The sequence below is a fragment of the Streptomyces sp. NPDC087300 genome (assembly GCF_044744425.1).
GTDB lineage: Bacteria > Actinomycetota > Actinomycetes > Streptomycetales > Streptomycetaceae > Streptomyces.
Genome location: NZ_JBIUYI010000005.1, coordinates 914065 through 930899, shown reverse-complemented (window position 1 = coordinate 930899; position 16835 = coordinate 914065). Strand labels below are relative to the sequence as shown.

Sequence of the window (16835 nt, the reverse complement as noted above, 5' to 3'; positions counted from 1 at the left end):
GAAATCTGCCAGGCCCCACCGACAGGCCACCGACACCGGAACAGCGACCTCCGATATATCGCCGACACCGGACCCGACAGAGCTAGGCGCGCCGGGGCTGGGCCCTTCGCGGCGCGGGCGCCACGCGCGCGACGCTCCCCGTCTCCAGGGCCACCCAGAGGGCACCGTCGGGCCCCACCGTGATGCCGTGGGGTTCGGAGGAGGGTGACGGCAGGTCGTACGCGGAGATCTCTGCGAGCTCGCCGCTCGCGGGGTTCACCCCGCTCACGCTGATGTGCCCGACACGGTTGCCCCCCCACTCGGTGAACCAGCACTCCCCTGCGCCGGCGCCGACGATCGCGTGGGGCTTGGCCGCGCGGTCGGCCAGCGGGAACTCCTCGATCTCGCCGTCCGTCGTGATCCTGCCGAGCTGCCCCGCGCCGATCTCGACGCACCACAGCGCGACGCCGTCACTGGTAATGCCCACGGGGGCGGCGCCGGGCGTGGGCAGCGGGTACAGGGTGACGTCGCCGCCGGTGGTGATGCGGCCGACGGCGTTCGCCTGGTTGAGGGTGAACCACAGGGCGCCGTCGGGACCGGCGGTGATCGCCGAGGCGAAGCCGCCCTCGACGGGCAGCGGGAACTCGGTGACCTCGCCCTGGACGGTGATGCGGCCGATCCGGTCGGTGTTCATCTCCGTGAACCACATCGCGCCGTCCGGGCCCGCCGCGATCCCGTAGGGCCCGCTGTCGGGCGACGGCACCTCGAAGGCTTCCGTCACGCCGTCGGCGGTGACGCGGCCGATCCGGTGGTCCTGGTTCCGGGTGAACCACATCGCTCCGTCGGGACCGGGCGCGATGACCATGGGACGGCACTCCGGCGAGTCCAGGGGGTACTCGGTGAGTGCCCCGTCGAGGCCGAGACACGCGATGCTCCCCTTGTGTACGAAGGTCAGCCACAGCGCACCGTCGGGCCCGGCCGCGATGCCGTAGGGCCCCGCGTCCTTGTCCGTGACGGGGATCTCCGTGATGGTCGGGACTTCAGCAGGCTGCACAAGAGCTCCGTCTCGCGGTGGGGGTAATCGACGTTCCTGACCGGGCCGTTGACCCGATGCCGCACGGGGTCGAAGGCGATTTCGATCACCAGTCCACCTTAAGAGAAGCCCCCTACGGCAGAACCGGGCGCGGTGGCACCGGAGTCGAGACGACGAGTGAGCTGGTCGTCTGGCCGTGCAGCAGGAAGCGGTCCAGGACGGATTCGAGATCGGCCAGCTCCGGCACGTGCACCTTGAGCAGGAAGCAGTCCTCGCCGGAGATCCGGTGACACTCACTCACTTCCGGTGTACGGGCGGCGAGTTCGGTGATGCGGGACATCTGTCCGGGGCCGGGGCGCAGTCTGATCCAGGCCGCGACGGGGCGGCCCAGCGCGGCGGGGTCCACGTCGAGCCGGTAGCCGCGGATGACCCCCGTCTCCTCGAGGCGCCTGACGCGCTCCCGCACCGTGGGGGTGGAGACGCCGAGTTCGCGGGCCAGGTCCGAGGCGCCGCGCCGGGAGTCGGCGGCCAGCAGACGGAGGAGGCGTTCGTTCAGCTCGTCGAGGACGGCCGCGCCAGAAGCAGAAGCAGAAGCGGAACCCGAAGCAGGGGCCGATAGGTGGGAAATCCTCGCCTCCGACGGCCGTTTTCCGTTCTGAAAGCGATCGGCGCCCATGACTTTCCCTCCGGCAGGCGATCGGCACGCATGTCCTTCGATCGTCGATGGCTCCGCGTGCCGCTGGTTTCTAGGTTAGAGGTCATGCAGAACCCCGACGCGAAAACCATGCAGCACCGCCGCCTGGGCACCACGGGCCTGACCGTCTCCCGCATCTGCCTGGGGATGATGAGCTACGGCGACACCTCGGAACGCGCCTGGCACCTCGACGAGACGGCCGCGGAACCGCTCGTGCGGCGTGCGGTCGAGGCGGGTGTCACCTTCTTCGACACCGCGGACGTGTACGACGACGGGGTCAGCGAGGAGCTGACAGGGCGCATGCTGCGCAGGCTCTTCCCCGACCGCGAGGCGTACGTACTGGCGACGAAGGTGTACTTCCCGATGGGCCCCTCCCCCAACGACCGCGGCCTGTCCCGGAAGCACATCATGGCCGCCGTCGACGCCTCCCTGCGCAGGCTCGGTACGGAGTACATCGACCTCTACCAGATTCACCGCTGGGACCACGACACACCCATCGAGGAGACGATGGAGGCACTGCACGACGTGGTGCGCGCCGGAAAGGCCCGTTACATCGGCGCTTCGGCCATGTACGCCTGGCAGTTCGCGAAGGCGCAGCAGGTCGCGCGGGAGTCGGGCTGGACGCGGTTCGTGTCGATGCAGAACCACTACAACCTCGTCTATCGGGAGGAGGAGCGGGAGATGCTTCCGCTCTGTGCCGACCAGGGTGTCGGTGTGCTCCCGTACAGCCCGTTGGCCCGCGGCCTGTTGGCGGGCGGGCGTGAGCGCGGCGGCGGGCGGCACACGGTGCGGTCCGGCGACGATCCGCTGGCCGACGAGATGTACGAGGACGCCGACTTCGACGTGATCGACGCGGTCCGCGCCGTCGCCACCGAACGGGGTGTGCCCGCCGCGCGGATCGCCCTGGCCTGGCTCCTCGGCAACCCGGCCGTGACGGCGCCCGTGGTGGGTGCGACGAAGGCCGCGCACCTGGAGGACGCGCTCGCGGCAGTCGCCCTCGACCTGAGCGACGCCGAACGCGCACGGATCGAGGCGCCGTACCGCCCGCATCGCATACTCGGCCACGCCTGACTCACACCCGGTCGAGCTCTTCCCCGATCGCCTCCCGCAGCACGCGGTGCCGCGCCCCCAACCGGAACCGCTCGTCGGTCCACCGGTCGGGTGGGTACAACCAGACGGGCCTGCCCAGCAGTTGCGGCGGCTCCCAGTCGAATCGCGGCCAGACGTGCGCGTGCAGGAACGGGTCCGTGTTGCCGAGGATCTCCAGGTTGACCCGGCGGAAGCCGGGATACGTCCGTCGGCAGGCGCGCTCGACGGCCTCGCCGAGCCGGTCCATGTCGGACAGGAACGACAGCCGCTTCGGTCTCGGCAGGTCGGACAGCCGTTGCGCATCCGGCTCGTCCACGAGGAGGACCGAGTACCCCGGCAGGAACTGCACGTCGCCGATGACCGCGAAACCGGCCGTGAGCCGCCGCAGCACGGTCGGATTCTCGCCGCGCAGCGCGGCGCCGACGCGGTCCGTGCGCCAGTCGTCGGTCATGGCCAGAGCCTAGGGTCTTTCGTTTGGATCAGGCCGGGCTCGCGGGGTCTGGCACGCACGCTCCCTGATCCAGCCTGATCCAAACGAAAGACCCTAGCCAGCACGGCGGACACCATCGTCACGCGCTCCCACGCCTGGCCCGAAACCGGCCTTGACCGTGGCTCGCCAAAGTCTATGGTCCAGACTAATCGGCCGCTGAAATCCCCGCAGCGCACCCCAGCACTCTCTCCGCCGCACCGCACTCCCCCCGTCCGATCCCCCGCCCCACCGCTCGATCCTCCAGCCCAACACACCGCCCCACCCCAGCACTTCACGCCGCACACCCCCATGAAGCCAACGCCGTGAAGGAGTACGCATGGACAAGAAGCGGAAGATAGCCGCGGCTATCGGCGCCGGAATGGCGCCGGTGCTCGCCCTCACCCTGCCGACCGGGTCGGCCAGCGCCCACGGGTACGTCAACGCCCCCGCGAGCCGTCAGGCGCAGTGCGCCGCGCGCACCGTGGCGTGCGGCGAGATCAAGTACGAGCCGCAGAGCGTCGAGGGACCCAAGGGCCTGCGCAGCTGTAGCGGCGGCAACGCGCGGTTCGCGGAGCTCGACGACAACAACAAGGGCTGGAAGGTCAGCGACGTCAGCAGCACACAGACCTTCACCTGGACGTTCACGGCCCGGCACCGCACCTTGAACTACGAGTACTTCGTGGACGGCACCAAGGTCGCCACCGTCGACGGCCACAACCAGCAGCCGCCGGCCACCGTCTCGCACCAGGTCAACCTGGGCAGCGCCACCGGCAGGCACAAGATCCTCGCGGTCTGGAACATCGGCGACACGTCCAACGCCTTCTACGCGTGCATCGACGTCAATATCCGTTGAGAGGCGAGGTGAGGTGAGGTGAGGTGTAACAGGTCGTCGCCGCTCAGGGATGCGCCTGCCGCCACGCCGCCATCGACCTGTTCCACTCCTCGCCGGACAGCGCGGTGAGCGAGGCTGGCCTCCCGCATCACGGAGAAGAGCCCGTCCTCCTCGCCGCGCCAGTGCGCCGCCAGCTCGACGGCCATGACGTCGACAAGTGCGCGGGCGCGTACGACATCGCCCCGGTCCAGGGCACGGAGCGCGTCACCGGCGGCGTTGGTGACCCGCTCGTGCTCGGCGATGAACTCCTTGATCAAGGGGATGTCACGGCAACCGCAGTAATGGCACATGCCCCTTTTTGTACCGGATCGCCCTCTCGTGATCCGTCAGAGGCTCGCCCGGTCCGCGCGTTCGAGCTCGTCGGGCACCTTGTACCCCGGGACCGACGGCCAGCGGACCGTCAGTACGACGGACTCCTCCTCGGCGATCCACGAGTGGTCGACGCCGCGGCCCCACACTACGTAGTCCCCCTGCTGCTCCAGGAGGACGCTGCGTCCGGGCAGTTCCACCCGGAAGCGGCCGCTGATCAGGACGAGCAGCGCGACGCGCTCCTCACCCCGCACCCACTGCGCCCGCTCGTCGCCCGGCGGGTGCACACCCCATTTGATCTCCACGGCCTCGCTGTGCCGCGGATCGGTGACGTCCTTGAAATGACCCAGGAGCCAGCCGCGGTCCAGTGCCGCGTCTTTGCCCGCGTTCCCCACATACACGCTGTTGTCCATATACACGCTGTTGTCCACGGTCCCGCAACGTAGCAGTCGGCAACATCACCCCGCGCACGAGGAGGACGAGCCGGGCCGGCGCTACGGCCGGTCCGGCAGCACGCCGTGCGGTATCTCCGCCTCCCGCGCCTTGTCCCCCGGCTCCAGCTGGTCGGCGAAGCCGCCCTCGGTCCACACCAGCTTCTTGAACTGCTCGGGGGTGAGCACTCCCCGCCACGGAGTGCCGCCCGGACAGAACACCGAGGTGCAGCCGTAGCAGTAGTACGCCGGGGTCCACAGCCGCTCGGCACGTTCGGATCCGGCCGCCGCGGCCGCGCTCTCGCGCCGGTCGCCGCGTACGACGGCGAAGGTCCCGAAGAAGCAGAGCAGGGCGAACACCACCCCGCCGATGGTGTACAGGGGCTTCTCCTGGTCGACGCCCATGTAGGCGAGGCCGACGCCGATACCGGTGAGGACCACGCCCTCCACGAAGTGCATGCATCCGTCGCCGGTCTTGTTCGGCCCCGGTTCGAGGCGGCCGATCAGGTCCCCCCGCATCGCACCCTTGCCGGTGCGCGCCTTCTCGACCGTACGCACCTCGGTCCCGCCGCACCCCGGACACACCACCGCGACCGGCGCTCCGGCCCCCTTGGACTCCATGTCGATCACCCTATCGGGGGGGGGCCGAGTTCGGGTGCGGGGAGCATCCAACAGGGCGGCGGCGTAAGGGACCTGGCCGACGCGTCGGACACAACCCTGAGCGATGACTCGATCACCGCGGCCACTAGCGTGGCCCCGCGGCATGAATGTCAGCTTCCGCTCCGACCAGCCCTGACCGCCTCTACTCACACGGGGAAATCTCCATGTTCACGCACCGCAGGAACCGCACCGCGCTCGTCATGGCCACGGGCGCGGCCGCGCTCGCGCTCGGCGTCAGCGCCTGTTCGTCCGACTCAGAGGACGGCGCGAAGTCGGACGGCCACGGGCGCACCGCCGCCGACCGTGCCCCCAAGGGCGTCGTCACGCGGGCCGAGGCGAAGAAGGTCGTCGACAACTACGTCAAGGTCAACAACCAGGCCAACGCCAAGCGCGACAGCGGTGTCCTGTCCGCCGTCGAGGGCGGCGGGCTCTTCGAGACGAGCGCGAACGGCTACAAGCAGGACCAGTTGCAGCCCGCCAAGGACCGGGCCGAGGGCCGCAAGCCCTTCTCGTACGTGAACCGCGAGTACGTCATCCCCGCCACGAAGGGCGGCGCGACCTGGTTCGCGCTGCGCGCCGACACCAAGGACCACGGCGGGACTTCGCCCAGGACCAGCCGCGCCACCGTCATCTTCGACAAGAAGGACGGCGACTGGAAGGCGGTGTGGAGCGGCTGGACGACCAAGAAGGACCCCAAGACGCCAGCCCTCGCCAAGGACGCCGACGGTTTGGCCGTCCCGGTCACCGACACCGCCGAGAAGCGGGGCGTCCTCGCGCCCGACCAGATGGACGACGCGCTGGTCGCGCTCTACTCGGGTGACGAAAAGCTGGGCATGAAGGTCGGCGCCAGCGAGACCGCGAAGTGGATGACCCAGTTCCCGCTGGAGCAGAACAAGATGCTCAACCCGGGCGGCAAATCCGAGTTCAAGGCGGGGAAGACGGACCACAAGAAGGTCTACGCGCTGCGCACGGAGAACGGCGGCACGCTCACCTTCTTCAACGCCGACGTGCAGGAGTACATGCACGCCACCGACCCGACCGCGCGCATCACCCCGTCCCCGCAGATCGCCTTCCTCGTGGGCAGCAAGAGGTCCGAGCTGCTCTTCCGCGTGGACTACCTGCACCAGGGGTCCGCGTACATCCCCGCCAAGGGCAACGTCGCGATGGTCACGGACAGTTGGGACATGATCAAGGCGGAGGGGCCGAAGCGCGGCCTGCTCTAGAGCCCGGCTCTCGGCCGACGGCACGGACCCAGGTAGGCCAGGCACTCACGGCGGCGCCCGAAAAGCGGTGGCGCGGCGCCGCCGCCCGCCCCTACCGTGCTGCCGGACCGAGTCGGCTGGACGAGGACGTGCCGTTGTACACCGTGTGAGACACCCCGAGCGATGAATCGTCGCGCGTCGCGCCTTAGCGCCGCGCTCCCTTTTTGCTGCGGTCTTCTCACTGAAACCGGTGTACTGCTGTGCTCGAAAACTGGGTGGTCATGCCCACCTGTCTCCCTCTTGTCCGCCGTCGCTGCCACGCCTGCGCGTGCGAACTCTTCCGGGCCGAAGGCAAGTTCCGCGTCAACGCCCATCACAAGCTCATCGACGCCTGGCTCCTCGTGCTCTGCACCTCGTGCGGGGACACCGCGAAGCTCACGGTCCTGGAGCGGATGAACGTCCGCTCCGTACGGCCCGAGCTCCTGGACCGGATGCACGCCAACGATCCGGTTCTGGCCGCCGAGTTGCTCCAGGACCCGCTCGTACGGCGCCGTAATCGCGTCGCCCTCGACTGGGACGGCGCCTGGCGCCTCGACACCGGAGGATCGGATCGCCCGGACCTCGCTGCCCGCGAGGTCCTCGACGTCTCGGTCCGCTTCTCGGCGCGGATTCCGGTCCGGCCGCTGCGGCTGATCGCGGCTGGCTGCGGTCTGTCACGGGCCGAGGTCGAGCGACTGGCCCTGGCGGGCAAGCTCGTCTCGGCGGTCCGGCTGGACGGCAAGCTCTCCGGCGACTTCGCCTTCCTGCTCAAACGCTGAGCCCCGGGCCGACCGGCCCGGAGCCCCTCCGGCACGTTCCGCCGGAGGGGTCCTAGGCCGGTCCCGCCGGGTCGTGCGTGATGAGATCGCCCGGCTGGCACTCCAGGACGTCGCAGATCCTCGACAGGGTGGAGAAGCGGACGGCCTTGGCGCGCCCGTTCTTCAGCACCGACAGGTTGACGACGGTGATGCCGACCTGCGCGGCGAGTTCGGTGAGCGTCATGCCGCGCTCGGCGAGGACCCGGTCGAGATGGATCCGGATCGCATGCGGCTCCTCATCGGGCATCAGATGGTTCCTTCGAGGTCCTCTCGCATCCGCACACCCTCACGCATGATCCTTCCCATGATGACCGCCGCGAGCCCGGCGAGGATGAATTCCATCGACCCGGCGAACGTCGGTCCGGAGCCGATGATCGGCGCCATGCTCCCGACCAGCCACGAGTGCGACCAGCCTACGACGAGACCGGCGACCGGCATGCCCAGGGTGACGAACCAGCCGAGGACGGTGAGCCGTCGCGCCACCGTGTCGGTGAACGGTCCCTTCTCCACGACTCCCAGCAGCAGCCGGGAGAAGAGGAGCAGGGAGATGGACGCGAACAGCAGCCAGGGCAGTTGGCCGCCCAGGTCCGCGACGCGCTGGCCCACCGACGGGTCCTCCTGGCACAGCCGCGCGGCGCTGCTCGCCGCCTTCACGCCCTTGCCGACCGCCACTCCCTCGGCCTCCAGGGGGGCGTTGGCCCAGAAGCCCGTCTCCACACAGACGTCCCCGTCGTCGAACATGTGCGTGACCGCCTTGCCCGCGAAGGCCAGTCCGCACAGCACTCCCAGAGCGAAGACCACCCCGGCGAGCGTCCTCGTGAATCGCGTGTTCACAGCGTTCCTCCCCATCGATTTTCGATATGCCCACACTAGGGGACCATATCGATAATCGACAAGTTCCTACTCGGGAAGCGGGCGTCCGTCGACGACGTTCTTCATGACCAGGGTCGAGGTCAGGCGCTGAACTCCCGGCAGGCGCGCCAGCTGCTGGTCGTACAACTGCTGGAAGGCGGAGAGGTCCGTGGTGGCCACGCGCAGGAGGTAGTCGGGCTCGCCGAACAGGCGCTGGGCCTGGAGCACATGGGGGACGGCGGCCACCGCTTCCTCGAAGGACGTGACGGTGTCGGAGTCCTCCCAGCGCAGGGTCGCGAAGACGAGGGCCTCGAAGTTGAGGCCGACGGCCGGGAGGTCGACCACCGCGCGGTAGCCACGGATCGCCCCCTCGCGTTCGAGATCGCGCAGCCGGCGGTGGCAGGGCGACACGCTCAGCCGCACGCGCGCGGCGAGCTCCGTGACGGTGAGACGGCCGTCCAGTTGCAGCTCGGTAAGAATCTTCCGGTCCATGGCATCCATGGGAAAGATTCTCCCCCGAAACGCGCGATCAAGGAGTAAATGCGGGAACACATTCCACCGGATCCCGCCTAGCGTTCCCCGGGTAACGAAGCACGTGAGGGGATCGGGATCAATCGATGGACACGACCACACTGGCGGCATTCCTGGCGGTCGACCTGCTGCTGGTGTTCACACCGGGCGCGGACTGGGCCTACGCGATATCGGCGGGCCTGCGGGACCGGTCCGTCGTCCCGGCCGTCGCCGGGCTGATCGCCGGCTACGCCGGGTACACGCTGCTCGCGGTCGCGGGCCTGGTCGTGCTCGTGGCGAGCTCGCCGACGGTCCTCACCGTGCTGACCGTCGCCGGGGCCTGCTACTTGATCTGGCTCGGCTGGGGCGTGCTGCGGCAGCCGGCCGACGTGGCCGCGTCGCAGGAGGCCATGGGCACGTCGCGCGTACAGATCATGCTCAAGGGCGCGGGGATCAGCGGCCTCAACCCGAAGGCGCTGCTGCTGTACTTCTCGTTGTTCCCGCAGTTCATCGACACGGCCACGGGCTGGCCCGTCGCGGCGCAGACCGGGCTGCTCGGCACGCTCCACATGACGGCCTGCGCCGTCGTCTACCTCGCGGTCGGCGTGCTGGCCCGCACCGTCCTGAAGGCCCGGCCCACCGCTGCCCGGGCGGTGACCCGCGCCTCCGGCGCCATGATGATCGTCATCGGCGGGTTCCTCCTCGCGGAACGACTGGCCCGGTGACGCGGCCGCGCTGAACCGTCCGCGCCTCCTACGGACGTGCCGCGAGCACGTCGTCGAGGTGGGGCAGGACGTGCTGGTCCCATGCTTCCTCGTGGTTCGTGGCCGCGTTCAGGTCGTTGAAGCCGGAGTGCGTCAGCCGTAGCCGGGTCCCTCCCTCCGGGGAGGGCGCGAGCTCGACGGTGACGACCGTTTCGGCGCCTTCGGTGCCACCGGCGCCGGTGACCCAGGTGAGTTCCACCAGGCGGTGCGGTTCGAGGGCCAGGAACCTGCCGTAGTGCGGGTGGACTTGGCTCTGATGACGGGTGAGGAACACGTACGGCTCACCGACGGCGGGGCGCATGCGGACCATGCCCGGATCGGCGAACCAGGAGTCGAACTCCGCGGTCCACGCCCGATACACCGCCTCCGGCGCCGCCTTCATCAGACGTTCCACCGTGAGGCCGTGCGGGCGCGCGGTGAGGTCCGGACGGGGAAGGGCGCTGCTCATGACGGTTCTCCTCGATCAAGGTGTGCTTACCGCAGGGGCCGACGAGGGCCTCGCGCGTGCTGATGCCGTCATCTTGCCCATCAGCCGTGCGCATCGCCCGACGAGCGCGGAACGCCGCCCTCGCCGCCGGGCGGCTCCCTGACCGGTCCTGCCAGGGTCTCGATCCCCAGCGGCGGGCAGGGATCCGGCTTCCGCGTGAGGCTGACGAGTTCCTCCGGCGGTTCGCCCCCGTCGCGCACCGCCGTGACGTACGCCTTCGCCTGCTGCGGCCGCAGGGCGGGGGCGTGCTTGCGCAGGTGGCGCATGGCCGCGGTCGTTCCCTCGGAATCCACGAGTGCCCGGACGGCCGTGAGCAGTGGATCGGGCGGTCGGACGCCCCTGACCTGCTCCAGGTAGAGCGCTTCCCAGTTCTCCCCGACGTGCGTGGTGACGGGGATGTGGTGGATGCTGCCGTCCAGCCGGTCCACCAAGTACGGCCCTTGCCCCACCAACATGTCCTCGAACCGGCGGCTGCGGATGTACGCGACCGACTGGCAGTGGACCAGCCAGCCGAGAGCGTGCTCCTCCACGTCGTCGACCGCGACCTCGGGCGGCCGCGCCGCCGGATGCGACTCCTGGCGCTCTCTCGCCGGTTGGGCCTCGACCAGTTCGACCGCGCGTTCCCGGGTGACCATGTGTCAATTGTTCTCGGCCGCGCAAGCGGTTATCGGCCCCGCGCGGACAGCCACCCGCTCATGCGCCGTCGCAACGGCGTGCCGGGTCGGCGGCGGCGTGAGGTGGCAGGTCCCCTGCCCGGCCCGCCGGCGGGGCGCGGCTTGTGGGCGTAGGGCTGCCAGCCGCCGTCCGGTGCGTCGGCAGGGGCCTTGCGGTCCGCCTGTGCCTTGATCTCCACGTGCGACTCATGAGCGGTGACGCGGAACGCCTCCTCCCAGGAGGCCAGCGCCGCGCCGACCGCCCCGCCCGCCGCACCGCGGCGGCGGACGCTCGTCGCGAGCCAGGTCAGAGCGGCGAGGACCGCGCCGAAGCCGCCGAAGATGACCAAGAACGGCAGTAAGTCACTCATGGGGAGGGAGGCTACATGGGGGTGTGCTCCGGCCCCGTCGTCAGGGAGCGGCGTTCGCCACGCGCTCCGTGCTGGTGCGGCCCGTGGCGTTCCGCCAGTAGGCGTCGAGCGTGCGCAGGGTGGTCAGGAACTGCTCGTCCCTGCGGCCTTCGGACAGGGTGCCGGGAAGGACCACCGGGCGGCCCCGGGTGAGGTGGGCGCGGACGACCCACCACGAGACGCCGCCGCGCCCGGTGCGGTGCTGGTCCTCGATGCGGGTGATCTCGTGCCAGGGGATGAGGCGTCGGCTGGCCACCGTCCTGAAGCGCATGCCCTCGGGTGTGAGGGTGGTCGTGCCGAAGGCGCGGTTCAGTGTGTAGAAGGCGGTCGGCACCCAGATCGCGGCGAGGACGGTGGTGGCGATCGCGCCGCTGCCGGTCGTGTTCGCGTAGGTGCCGGGAAGGACGAACAGCGCGATCAGCCCGAGCGTGACCGTCACCACTGCCAGGCCCAGGAGCAGGGAGCGTCGCTGACGCCTCGGGAGGGCTATGCGGGCTGTTTGCATCGGTTCATGGTAATTCGCGCACGAGGTCTCAGATCACCAGGAGCGCCCCGGGCCATCGCTTCGCCCCTTGCCGCGGAGCAAGGGGCGAAGGGCGGGCTCACTGCCGAACCCTCCCGGGAAGGCTCGGACGTCCCACTGCAGTCACGGAGTTCCCCGATCATGGAGGCCGAAACGGGTACGCCTCTTAAGGGAGCGCATCGCGACGGTTCCGGGCGGACCGGCGTTACACGACGTCGGTAGGGTGACGCGTGGTCGCCGGGTCACCGGAGTGCACCGAGAGCATGGGCGTGCGCATGCGCATCAGCCCAGGAAGGCGATGGCCGGGTTTGTCGAAGCTGCACGTCGTCACCGGAGCCCCGGGAGCCGGAAAGACCACGCTCCTTGACCCCTTGTCGGCCCACCCCTTCGGCACGGTCGACTTCGATGAGCTGCCGGACTCCGACGGGCGCCTGTTGGGGATCGACATCACCTCACCGTCGGCGAGCGCCGTGTGGCCCGACTACAACAGGCTCTGGGTGCGGATCGCGGCGATGATGCTCCGGGCAGGACGCCCCGTACTGGTGATGTGTCCCTTGTCCCCCGACGAGTGGGTGAGCGCGGCCGCGGGCCTCGCGGATCCGCCGCGCGTCGCCTGGGCGCGGCTGGACTGCACCGACGGGGACCGGCGTACGCGGCTGGCCGCCCGTGGCTGGGAGGCCGACGAGATCCAGGACGCGGTCGAGGACGCGGAGGAGCTCCGGGGCGTGGTGGACCGGGAGTTCACCACGAGCGGCAGGAGCCCCGCCGAGGTGGCTTCGGCCGTCGCCGCGTGGGTCTCCAGCGGCGCGGCAGACTCAGCTGGGCCGAGAGCAGCCCGGCCACCGCGACCAGGATCCACAGCGCCCACGGTCTGATCGCGTACAGGGCGCCGCCGATGAGCGGTCCCGCTCCCGTGCCGGTGGTGTACGCGACGCCGTGCAGCCCCTGGTAACGCCCGACCAGCCGCGGCGGGGCCAGACTTCCCAGGTAGGCCTGGGAGATGGAGCTGTTGATCATCTCGCCGATGGTCCAGATCACCACCGTCGCCGCGAGCGGGGTCAGGCCGCTCATGAGGCCGGTCAGCGCCAGACCTCCGGTGGTGATCAGGTTGCCGCCGGCCAGGACGTACTCCGGCCGTCGGCGGGCGACCGCGGCGGTGATGGGGAGTTCGAGCAGCAGCACCAGGAGACCGCTGAGCCCGACGAGGAGACCGAAGTCGCTCTCGCTCAGACCGACGTCGCCGACGTGCAGGGGCAGGCCGACGGTCGACTGGATGTAGACGAACTCGGCGCACGGTCATCAGGAGGAATCGCGTCAGGGCACGGCCGGAGAGCGCCTACCGGTATCCGGGGGTTCCGTCCACTGCATCCGTTCCGTCCGTTCCGTCCGCCCCCGCGTCCGCCTCGGGCCGCTCCGGCCCGTCGGACCGGAGTGCGGGGGCATCCCGTAGCAGCACCCCCACCACCACCCCGAACAGCAGGCACGCGGCGGCGTTGCCCAGGAACAGCCCGGTGTAGGAGGTGTCGGCCAGGACACCGCCGATGACGCCGCCCAGGGCGGCGCCCACGTTCATCGCGAACCGGAACACCCCGAAGGCGGCCAGGCGTTGGCGCTGGGTCGGCGCCAACGGAGTCGAGCAGGACCGCGGCCGCGGCCGGCCGGTAGATCTGCGACGTCACGCCGATGGCGCCGACCACCGCGACGATGAGCGGCAGCGGACCGAGTGACGGCACGCACGCCGTAAGCCCCGCGGTGGTCACGGCGGAGAGCACGATGGTCCAGCGCCGTCCGATCCGGTCGGCGAGGTAACCGCCGAGGGCGTTGCCGAGTACTTTGCCGAATCCGGAGGCTCCGAGGACCAGCCCCGCCGCGCCTGCGGAATAGCGCCGCGCGAGGTGAGCTTGACCTCGGTGTGCGCCGGACCGTTGCGCAGCCCCACCGCGTCCAGGAAGTCCGTCACCAGCCGCCCGACCTCGGCCGACGCCGCTGCCGGGCAGTCGCTGGGCTGGGCGTGTCCGAGCTCGACGAACCCCGGGCCCCCGCAGTCCTTGTCGGTCACCGCGACGATCACATGGCGGCCGTCCAAGCTCAGGCTCTCCACGCTGGCCTCCGGACCGTCGAGGAACTCCTCCATGAGGAACTCGTCGAAGGAGTCGGCGTCGGCGAGGTCCCCGACGCCCCAATGTCCGTCGTCGAGGGAGCGGAAGCGTTCCGCGACCGCGTCCACGTCGGACCGGTCACGGAGGTGGAACACTCCCAGGCTGCCCGATTCCCGGATCGGCTTGACGATGACCGGGAGCCCGTGCGCCCGGGTGAACTCGCGGACGTCCCGCGTCGAACGGCCGACCGCGGCGGCGACCGGGCTGATGCCCTTCGCGGCCAGGTGGCTGCGCATCCGCGCCTTGTCCAGGAGCAGTTCCACGGTGGCGACGGACTCGCCGCCGAGTCCGAGCGCTTCGTTGATCCGAGCGGCCGGGAGCAGCCCCAGCTCGAACAGGGAAACGACCGCCCGGAACGGACGCGTCTCGTGCAACTCCCTGACGAGCGGCAGGAGTCGGTCGACGTCGCCGTAGTCGAGGAACAGCGCCTGATCGACGTAGGGCCGCTGCCCGTGGTCGTACGCGTCCGCGAACTGGGCGTGCACGACGTCGAGGACGAGCTCACGGGCCTTGCGCACGTGCCGGACGCTGCCGCCGACGACCAGGATGCGGGGCCGTCCGGTGGCGTCGGCCGGTGGGCATGAACTCGTCGTCGGACACGGTGGTCCCCTCGCTCACGATTGCGTGGTCTCTGTTCGCTGATCACGCTAGAACGGGTTCCGGACAATCCACTTCCGGAACAGCGAGCGACCGCCTAATCTGCTCGCGTGCCGACCGAACCCAGCCCCACCGCACGGGCCTTGCGCACCCTGGAGATCCTCAGGAACCGCCCCGGCGCGACGGCGGACCAGCTCGCCGAGGCGCTGGGCGTCACGGAGCGCGCCGCGCGCCGGTACGTCGGGATCCTCAGGGAGGCGGGCATCCCGGTGGAGTCGACCCGGGGGCCGTACGGCGGGTACAGGCTGGGCCGCGGGATGCGGCTGCCGCCGGTGGCCTTCACCGAACCTGAGGCGCTGGCCCTGGTCATGGCGGCGCTCGACGACACCGACGAGCTCGTGGGGCAGGCGCTGAGGAAGATCATCCGGGCCTTGCCGGAGCAGGTCGGGCAGCAGGCCTCGGTCCTGCGCGAGCATGCGTCGGCAGCGCCGGACCCGCACTCGGTCCGCCCCGATCCGGCGACCACGGGCGCCCTCGTCGCGGCGTCCGCGGAGCGGCGGACCGTCCGGGTGACCTACCGGAGCGAGTCCGGGAAGGAGTCGGAGGGCGAGGTGGATCCCTGGGCGGTGGTCGTCCGTCAGGGGCTCTGGTACCTCCTGTGCCACTCCCATCGCGCGGGCGCGACCCGCACCTACCGGGTCGACCGCATCGGCTCGGTCCACGAGACGAACCGGACGTTCGCCCCGCCGGACGGCCTCGACCCGGTGGCGGTCCTCGAAGCGGAATTCGGCATGCACTGGGAGTACGTCACCCGCGTCGCCTTCGACGCCCCGCTGTCCGAGGTGGCGCGCTGGGTCGACCCTCCGATGGGGCGGCTGGAGGCGTCGGACGACGGGTGCGTACTGGTGGGCAGTACGAGCGCGCCGTCGATGTACGCGCAGGAGTGGCTGGCGAGGCTGCCGTTCGACTTCCGGGTCGAGGGCGGGCCTGAGCTTCGTGCGGCGGTCGCCGCGGTGGGGGCGCGCTTCTCGGCGGCGGTGCAGTCGTAGTGCGGTGAGGTGCTGCGGTGGAGTTCTAGCGCGGTGGGGTGCGGTCGCGGCCGCATGTCGTCGGAGCGCTGTCGGCGAGGGGCCCGACGTGTCGGTGGCATGTCGGTGGCGGTTGAGACCTTGGGCGGGCCGGTGCTTCCCGTGAACCCGCTCCCCCAGGGACGCGTTCCCGGGTGAGCACGCCTTCCCCGAACGCGAGGAGCCGTCGTCGTGTCATCCGCATCCCAGAGCCGACCGTGGGACGTCCGCCTGCTGCCGCCCGCCGAGGGCAAGGTCTTCCTGGTCACCGGAGGCAACGCCGGGATCGGCTACTTCGTCGCGGAACAGCTCGCTGCCACCGGCGCCGTCGTCGTACTCGGCAGCCGGGACGCGGCGAAGGCCGACGCCGCCGCGGCCTCGATCCGGTCGCACGTCTCCGGCGCGCGGGTACGCCAGCTGCCTCTCGACCTCGCCGACCTGTCGTCCCTGAAGTCCGCCGTGGACGCGCTCGGCGTCGACCGCCTCGACGCGGTGGTCCACAACGCGGGCGTCGCGCTCGACGATCCGCCTCGGCGTGAGACCCGGGACGGCCACGAGCTGATGTTCGGCACCAACCACCTCGGCCACTTCGCGCTCACGCGGTGGCTGGCCCCGCTGCTGTCGGCCGCCCCCGCGGGCCGGGTCGTGACGGTGGGCAGCTTCGCGGCCCGCTCCGAGCGGCTGGACCTGGACGATCTCCAGTCGGCCAGGGACTACCGCCCCAAGCGCACCTACGGCCGCTCGAAGCTGGCCCAGATGTCCTTCGCCTTCGAACTCGACCGCCGTCTGCGCGCCACGGGCAGCACGGTGCTCAGCGTGGTGGCGCACCCCGGCGGCGCGCTGGACTCGCTCACCCCCTCCCGCCCGCCGGTACACGTGACCACCGGCGGCGAGCGCCTCCGCGCCCTGCCCGCCGGGCTCCTGGTGCAGGGCAAGGACGCGGGAGCGTGGCCCGTCGTGCGCGCCGTCCTCGATCCGGATGCGGCGGGCGGGCAGATGTGGGGGCCGCGGGTCTTCGGCCTGCGCGGCGCCCCACGCCGTGAACCGGCCATGGCCCACATGACCGACCCGGCCGTCGCCGCCCGCCTGTGGGCCGCCTCCTGCGACCTGGTCGGCGCCGATCCCGGGCCCGGTTTCCGGTAGGCCCGAAAGCCATCCCCCGGTGTCCTTCTTCCTGCCGCCGTGGCCCTTGGGCAGG

The 16835-nt window shown here is 70.6% G+C and carries 23 protein-coding genes and 1 pseudogene; 7 read left to right on the top strand and 17 right to left on the bottom strand.

The window, feature by feature from the left end:
- Positions 1–82: 82 nt before the first annotated feature.
- Both ACIO9J_RS24505 and ACIO9J_RS24500 read right to left on the bottom strand, forming a co-directional pair.
- Complete coding sequence (locus tag ACIO9J_RS24505) at positions 83–1033, bottom strand: virginiamycin B lyase (protein WP_402003292.1); 951 nt, start codon at positions 1031–1033, stop codon at positions 83–85.
- Positions 1034–1145: 112 nt separating this feature from the next.
- Positions 1146–1688, bottom strand: a complete 543-nt coding sequence (locus ACIO9J_RS24500; protein ID WP_402003289.1) for an Lrp/AsnC family transcriptional regulator — start codon at positions 1686–1688, stop codon at positions 1146–1148.
- 108 nt (positions 1689–1796) lie between these two features.
- On the opposite strand from ACIO9J_RS24500, the gene ACIO9J_RS24495 reads away from it, so the two are divergent.
- Positions 1797–2777 (top strand): aldo/keto reductase, encoded by a 981-nt coding sequence (locus ACIO9J_RS24495; RefSeq protein WP_402003639.1) that lies wholly within the window; start codon positions 1797–1799, stop codon positions 2775–2777.
- 1 nt (position 2778) lies between these two features.
- Here ACIO9J_RS24495 and ACIO9J_RS24490 read toward each other — a convergent pair whose 3' ends face one another.
- Positions 2779–3246, bottom strand: a complete 468-nt coding sequence (locus ACIO9J_RS24490) for a diadenosine tetraphosphate hydrolase (RefSeq protein ID WP_402003286.1) — start codon at positions 3244–3246, stop codon at positions 2779–2781.
- A 355-nt stretch (positions 3247–3601) separates the two neighbouring features.
- On the opposite strand from ACIO9J_RS24490, the gene ACIO9J_RS24485 reads away from it, so the two are divergent.
- The gene (locus ACIO9J_RS24485; RefSeq protein WP_402003283.1) at positions 3602–4117 is read left to right on the top strand and encodes a lytic polysaccharide monooxygenase auxiliary activity family 9 protein; all 516 of its coding nucleotides are present in this window, start codon (positions 3602–3604) and stop codon (positions 4115–4117) included.
- Here ACIO9J_RS24485 and ACIO9J_RS24480 read toward each other — a convergent pair.
- The 3 genes from ACIO9J_RS24480 to ACIO9J_RS24470 form a co-directional block, all read right to left on the bottom strand.
- Complete coding sequence (locus ACIO9J_RS24480; RefSeq protein ID WP_402003280.1) at positions 4087–4446, bottom strand: hypothetical protein; 360 nt, start codon at positions 4444–4446, stop codon at positions 4087–4089. The genes ACIO9J_RS24485 and ACIO9J_RS24480 overlap by 31 nt on opposite strands.
- 36 nt (positions 4447–4482) lie before the next feature.
- On the bottom strand, positions 4483–4878 hold the full coding sequence (locus ACIO9J_RS24475) for a signal peptidase I (RefSeq protein ID WP_402003636.1): 396 nt from the start codon (positions 4876–4878) through the stop codon (positions 4483–4485).
- Between the two features lie 81 nt (positions 4879–4959).
- Positions 4960–5517 (bottom strand): hypothetical protein, encoded by a 558-nt coding sequence (locus ACIO9J_RS24470; protein ID WP_402003277.1) that lies wholly within the window; start codon positions 5515–5517, stop codon positions 4960–4962.
- A gap of 203 nt (positions 5518–5720) precedes the next feature.
- Here ACIO9J_RS24470 and ACIO9J_RS24465 point away from each other — a divergent pair, with 203 nt between their 5' ends.
- Positions 5721–6779, top strand: coding sequence for a hypothetical protein (locus ACIO9J_RS24465; RefSeq protein WP_402003275.1), 1059 nt, complete (start codon positions 5721–5723; stop codon positions 6777–6779).
- Positions 6780–7018: 239 nt separating this feature from the next.
- Entirely contained in the window at positions 7019–7576 is a 558-nt protein-coding gene (locus ACIO9J_RS24460; protein WP_402003272.1) for a DUF1062 domain-containing protein, read from the top strand.
- A 52-nt stretch (positions 7577–7628) separates the two neighbouring features.
- Here ACIO9J_RS24460 and ACIO9J_RS24455 read toward each other — a convergent pair whose 3' ends face one another.
- From ACIO9J_RS24455 to ACIO9J_RS24445, 3 genes are all read right to left on the bottom strand, one after another.
- The gene (locus ACIO9J_RS24455; RefSeq protein ID WP_402003269.1) at positions 7629–7862 is read right to left on the bottom strand and encodes a helix-turn-helix domain-containing protein; all 234 of its coding nucleotides are present in this window, start codon (positions 7860–7862) and stop codon (positions 7629–7631) included.
- Positions 7862–8449, bottom strand: coding sequence for a DUF2975 domain-containing protein (locus ACIO9J_RS24450; protein ID WP_402003266.1), 588 nt, complete (start codon positions 8447–8449; stop codon positions 7862–7864). Before ACIO9J_RS24450 ends, ACIO9J_RS24455 begins: the two co-directional genes overlap by 1 nt.
- A gap of 66 nt (positions 8450–8515) precedes the next feature.
- A complete protein-coding gene (locus tag ACIO9J_RS24445) occupies positions 8516–8968 on the bottom strand; it encodes an Lrp/AsnC family transcriptional regulator (RefSeq protein WP_402003263.1) in 453 nt (150 codons plus the stop codon).
- Between the two features lie 116 nt (positions 8969–9084).
- On the opposite strand from ACIO9J_RS24445, the gene ACIO9J_RS24440 reads away from it, so the two are divergent.
- Positions 9085–9702 (top strand): LysE family translocator, encoded by a 618-nt coding sequence (locus tag ACIO9J_RS24440; protein ID WP_402003260.1) that lies wholly within the window; start codon positions 9085–9087, stop codon positions 9700–9702.
- A gap of 28 nt (positions 9703–9730) precedes the next feature.
- Here the strand turns inward: ACIO9J_RS24440 and ACIO9J_RS24435 are convergent, their stop codons facing one another.
- The 8 genes and pseudogenes from ACIO9J_RS24435 to ACIO9J_RS24400 form a co-directional block, all read right to left on the bottom strand.
- Positions 9731–10189, bottom strand: a complete 459-nt coding sequence (locus ACIO9J_RS24435; RefSeq protein WP_402003257.1) for an SRPBCC domain-containing protein — start codon at positions 10187–10189, stop codon at positions 9731–9733.
- Positions 10190–10269: 80 nt separating this feature from the next.
- Positions 10270–10863 (bottom strand): YrhB domain-containing protein, encoded by a 594-nt coding sequence (locus tag ACIO9J_RS24430; protein WP_402003254.1) that lies wholly within the window; start codon positions 10861–10863, stop codon positions 10270–10272.
- Positions 10864–10892: 29 nt separating this feature from the next.
- Positions 10893–11252 (bottom strand): hypothetical protein, encoded by a 360-nt coding sequence (locus ACIO9J_RS24425; RefSeq protein ID WP_402003251.1) that lies wholly within the window; start codon positions 11250–11252, stop codon positions 10893–10895.
- A gap of 40 nt (positions 11253–11292) precedes the next feature.
- Complete coding sequence (locus tag ACIO9J_RS24420) at positions 11293–11796, bottom strand: PH domain-containing protein (RefSeq protein WP_402003248.1); 504 nt, start codon at positions 11794–11796, stop codon at positions 11293–11295.
- Between the two features lie 759 nt (positions 11797–12555).
- Positions 12556–13044, bottom strand: a complete 489-nt coding sequence (locus ACIO9J_RS24415) for an MFS transporter (RefSeq protein ID WP_402003633.1) — start codon at positions 13042–13044, stop codon at positions 12556–12558.
- A gap of 106 nt (positions 13045–13150) precedes the next feature.
- Positions 13151–13441, bottom strand: a complete 291-nt coding sequence (locus ACIO9J_RS24410) for an MFS transporter (protein WP_402003245.1) — start codon at positions 13439–13441, stop codon at positions 13151–13153.
- Positions 13442–13499: 58 nt separating this feature from the next.
- A pseudogene (locus ACIO9J_RS24405) lies at positions 13500–13637 on the bottom strand (MFS transporter); the annotation flags it as partial.
- Positions 13571–14491 carry an acetyl-CoA carboxylase biotin carboxylase subunit family protein gene (locus tag ACIO9J_RS24400; RefSeq protein ID WP_402003242.1) on the bottom strand — a complete coding sequence of 307 codons (921 nt, stop codon included), beginning with the start codon at positions 14489–14491 and terminating at the stop codon, positions 13571–13573. The pseudogene ACIO9J_RS24405 and the gene ACIO9J_RS24400, both read right to left, overlap by 67 nt.
- A gap of 189 nt (positions 14492–14680) precedes the next feature.
- Between ACIO9J_RS24400 and ACIO9J_RS24395 the strand changes: the two genes are divergently transcribed.
- Positions 14681–15619, top strand: a complete 939-nt coding sequence (locus ACIO9J_RS24395; protein ID WP_402003239.1) for a helix-turn-helix transcriptional regulator — start codon at positions 14681–14683, stop codon at positions 15617–15619.
- 210 nt (positions 15620–15829) lie between these two features.
- Positions 15830–16780, top strand: a complete 951-nt coding sequence (locus tag ACIO9J_RS24390) for an SDR family NAD(P)-dependent oxidoreductase (RefSeq protein WP_402003237.1) — start codon at positions 15830–15832, stop codon at positions 16778–16780.
- The last annotated feature ends 55 nt before the right edge of the window (positions 16781–16835 follow it).

Excerpts from the sequence above, each read along its gene's own strand:
- ACIO9J_RS24470 (WP_402003277.1), bottom strand. The coding sequence starts at position 5,517 with ATGGAGTCCAAGGGGGCCGGAGCGCCGGTCGCGGTGGTGTGTCCGGGG.
- ACIO9J_RS24455 (WP_402003269.1), bottom strand. The coding sequence starts at position 7,862 with ATGCCCGATGAGGAGCCGCATGCGATCCGGATCCATCTCGACCGGGTC.
- ACIO9J_RS24420 (WP_402003248.1), bottom strand. The coding sequence starts at position 11,796 with ATGCAAACAGCCCGCATAGCCCTCCCGAGGCGTCAGCGACGCTCCCTG.
- ACIO9J_RS24500 (WP_402003289.1), bottom strand. The coding sequence starts at position 1,688 with ATGGGCGCCGATCGCTTTCAGAACGGAAAACGGCCGTCGGAGGCGAGG.
- ACIO9J_RS24475 (WP_402003636.1), bottom strand. The coding sequence starts at position 4,878 with ATGGACAACAGCGTGTATGTGGGGAACGCGGGCAAAGACGCGGCACTG.
- ACIO9J_RS24485 (WP_402003283.1), top strand. The coding sequence starts at position 3,602 with ATGGACAAGAAGCGGAAGATAGCCGCGGCTATCGGCGCCGGAATGGCG.
- ACIO9J_RS24430 (WP_402003254.1), bottom strand. The coding sequence starts at position 10,863 with ATGGTCACCCGGGAACGCGCGGTCGAACTGGTCGAGGCCCAACCGGCG.
- ACIO9J_RS24425 (WP_402003251.1), bottom strand. The coding sequence starts at position 11,252 with ATGAGTGACTTACTGCCGTTCTTGGTCATCTTCGGCGGCTTCGGCGCG.
- ACIO9J_RS24465 (WP_402003275.1), top strand. The coding sequence starts at position 5,721 with ATGTTCACGCACCGCAGGAACCGCACCGCGCTCGTCATGGCCACGGGC.
- ACIO9J_RS24480 (WP_402003280.1), bottom strand. The coding sequence starts at position 4,446 with ATGTGCCATTACTGCGGTTGCCGTGACATCCCCTTGATCAAGGAGTTC.
- ACIO9J_RS24440 (WP_402003260.1), top strand. The coding sequence starts at position 9,085 with ATGGACACGACCACACTGGCGGCATTCCTGGCGGTCGACCTGCTGCTG.
- ACIO9J_RS24435 (WP_402003257.1), bottom strand. The coding sequence starts at position 10,189 with ATGAGCAGCGCCCTTCCCCGTCCGGACCTCACCGCGCGCCCGCACGGC.
- ACIO9J_RS24490 (WP_402003286.1), bottom strand. The coding sequence starts at position 3,246 with ATGACCGACGACTGGCGCACGGACCGCGTCGGCGCCGCGCTGCGCGGC.
- ACIO9J_RS24495 (WP_402003639.1), top strand. The coding sequence starts at position 1,797 with ATGCAGCACCGCCGCCTGGGCACCACGGGCCTGACCGTCTCCCGCATC.
- ACIO9J_RS24445 (WP_402003263.1), bottom strand. The coding sequence starts at position 8,968 with ATGGATGCCATGGACCGGAAGATTCTTACCGAGCTGCAACTGGACGGC.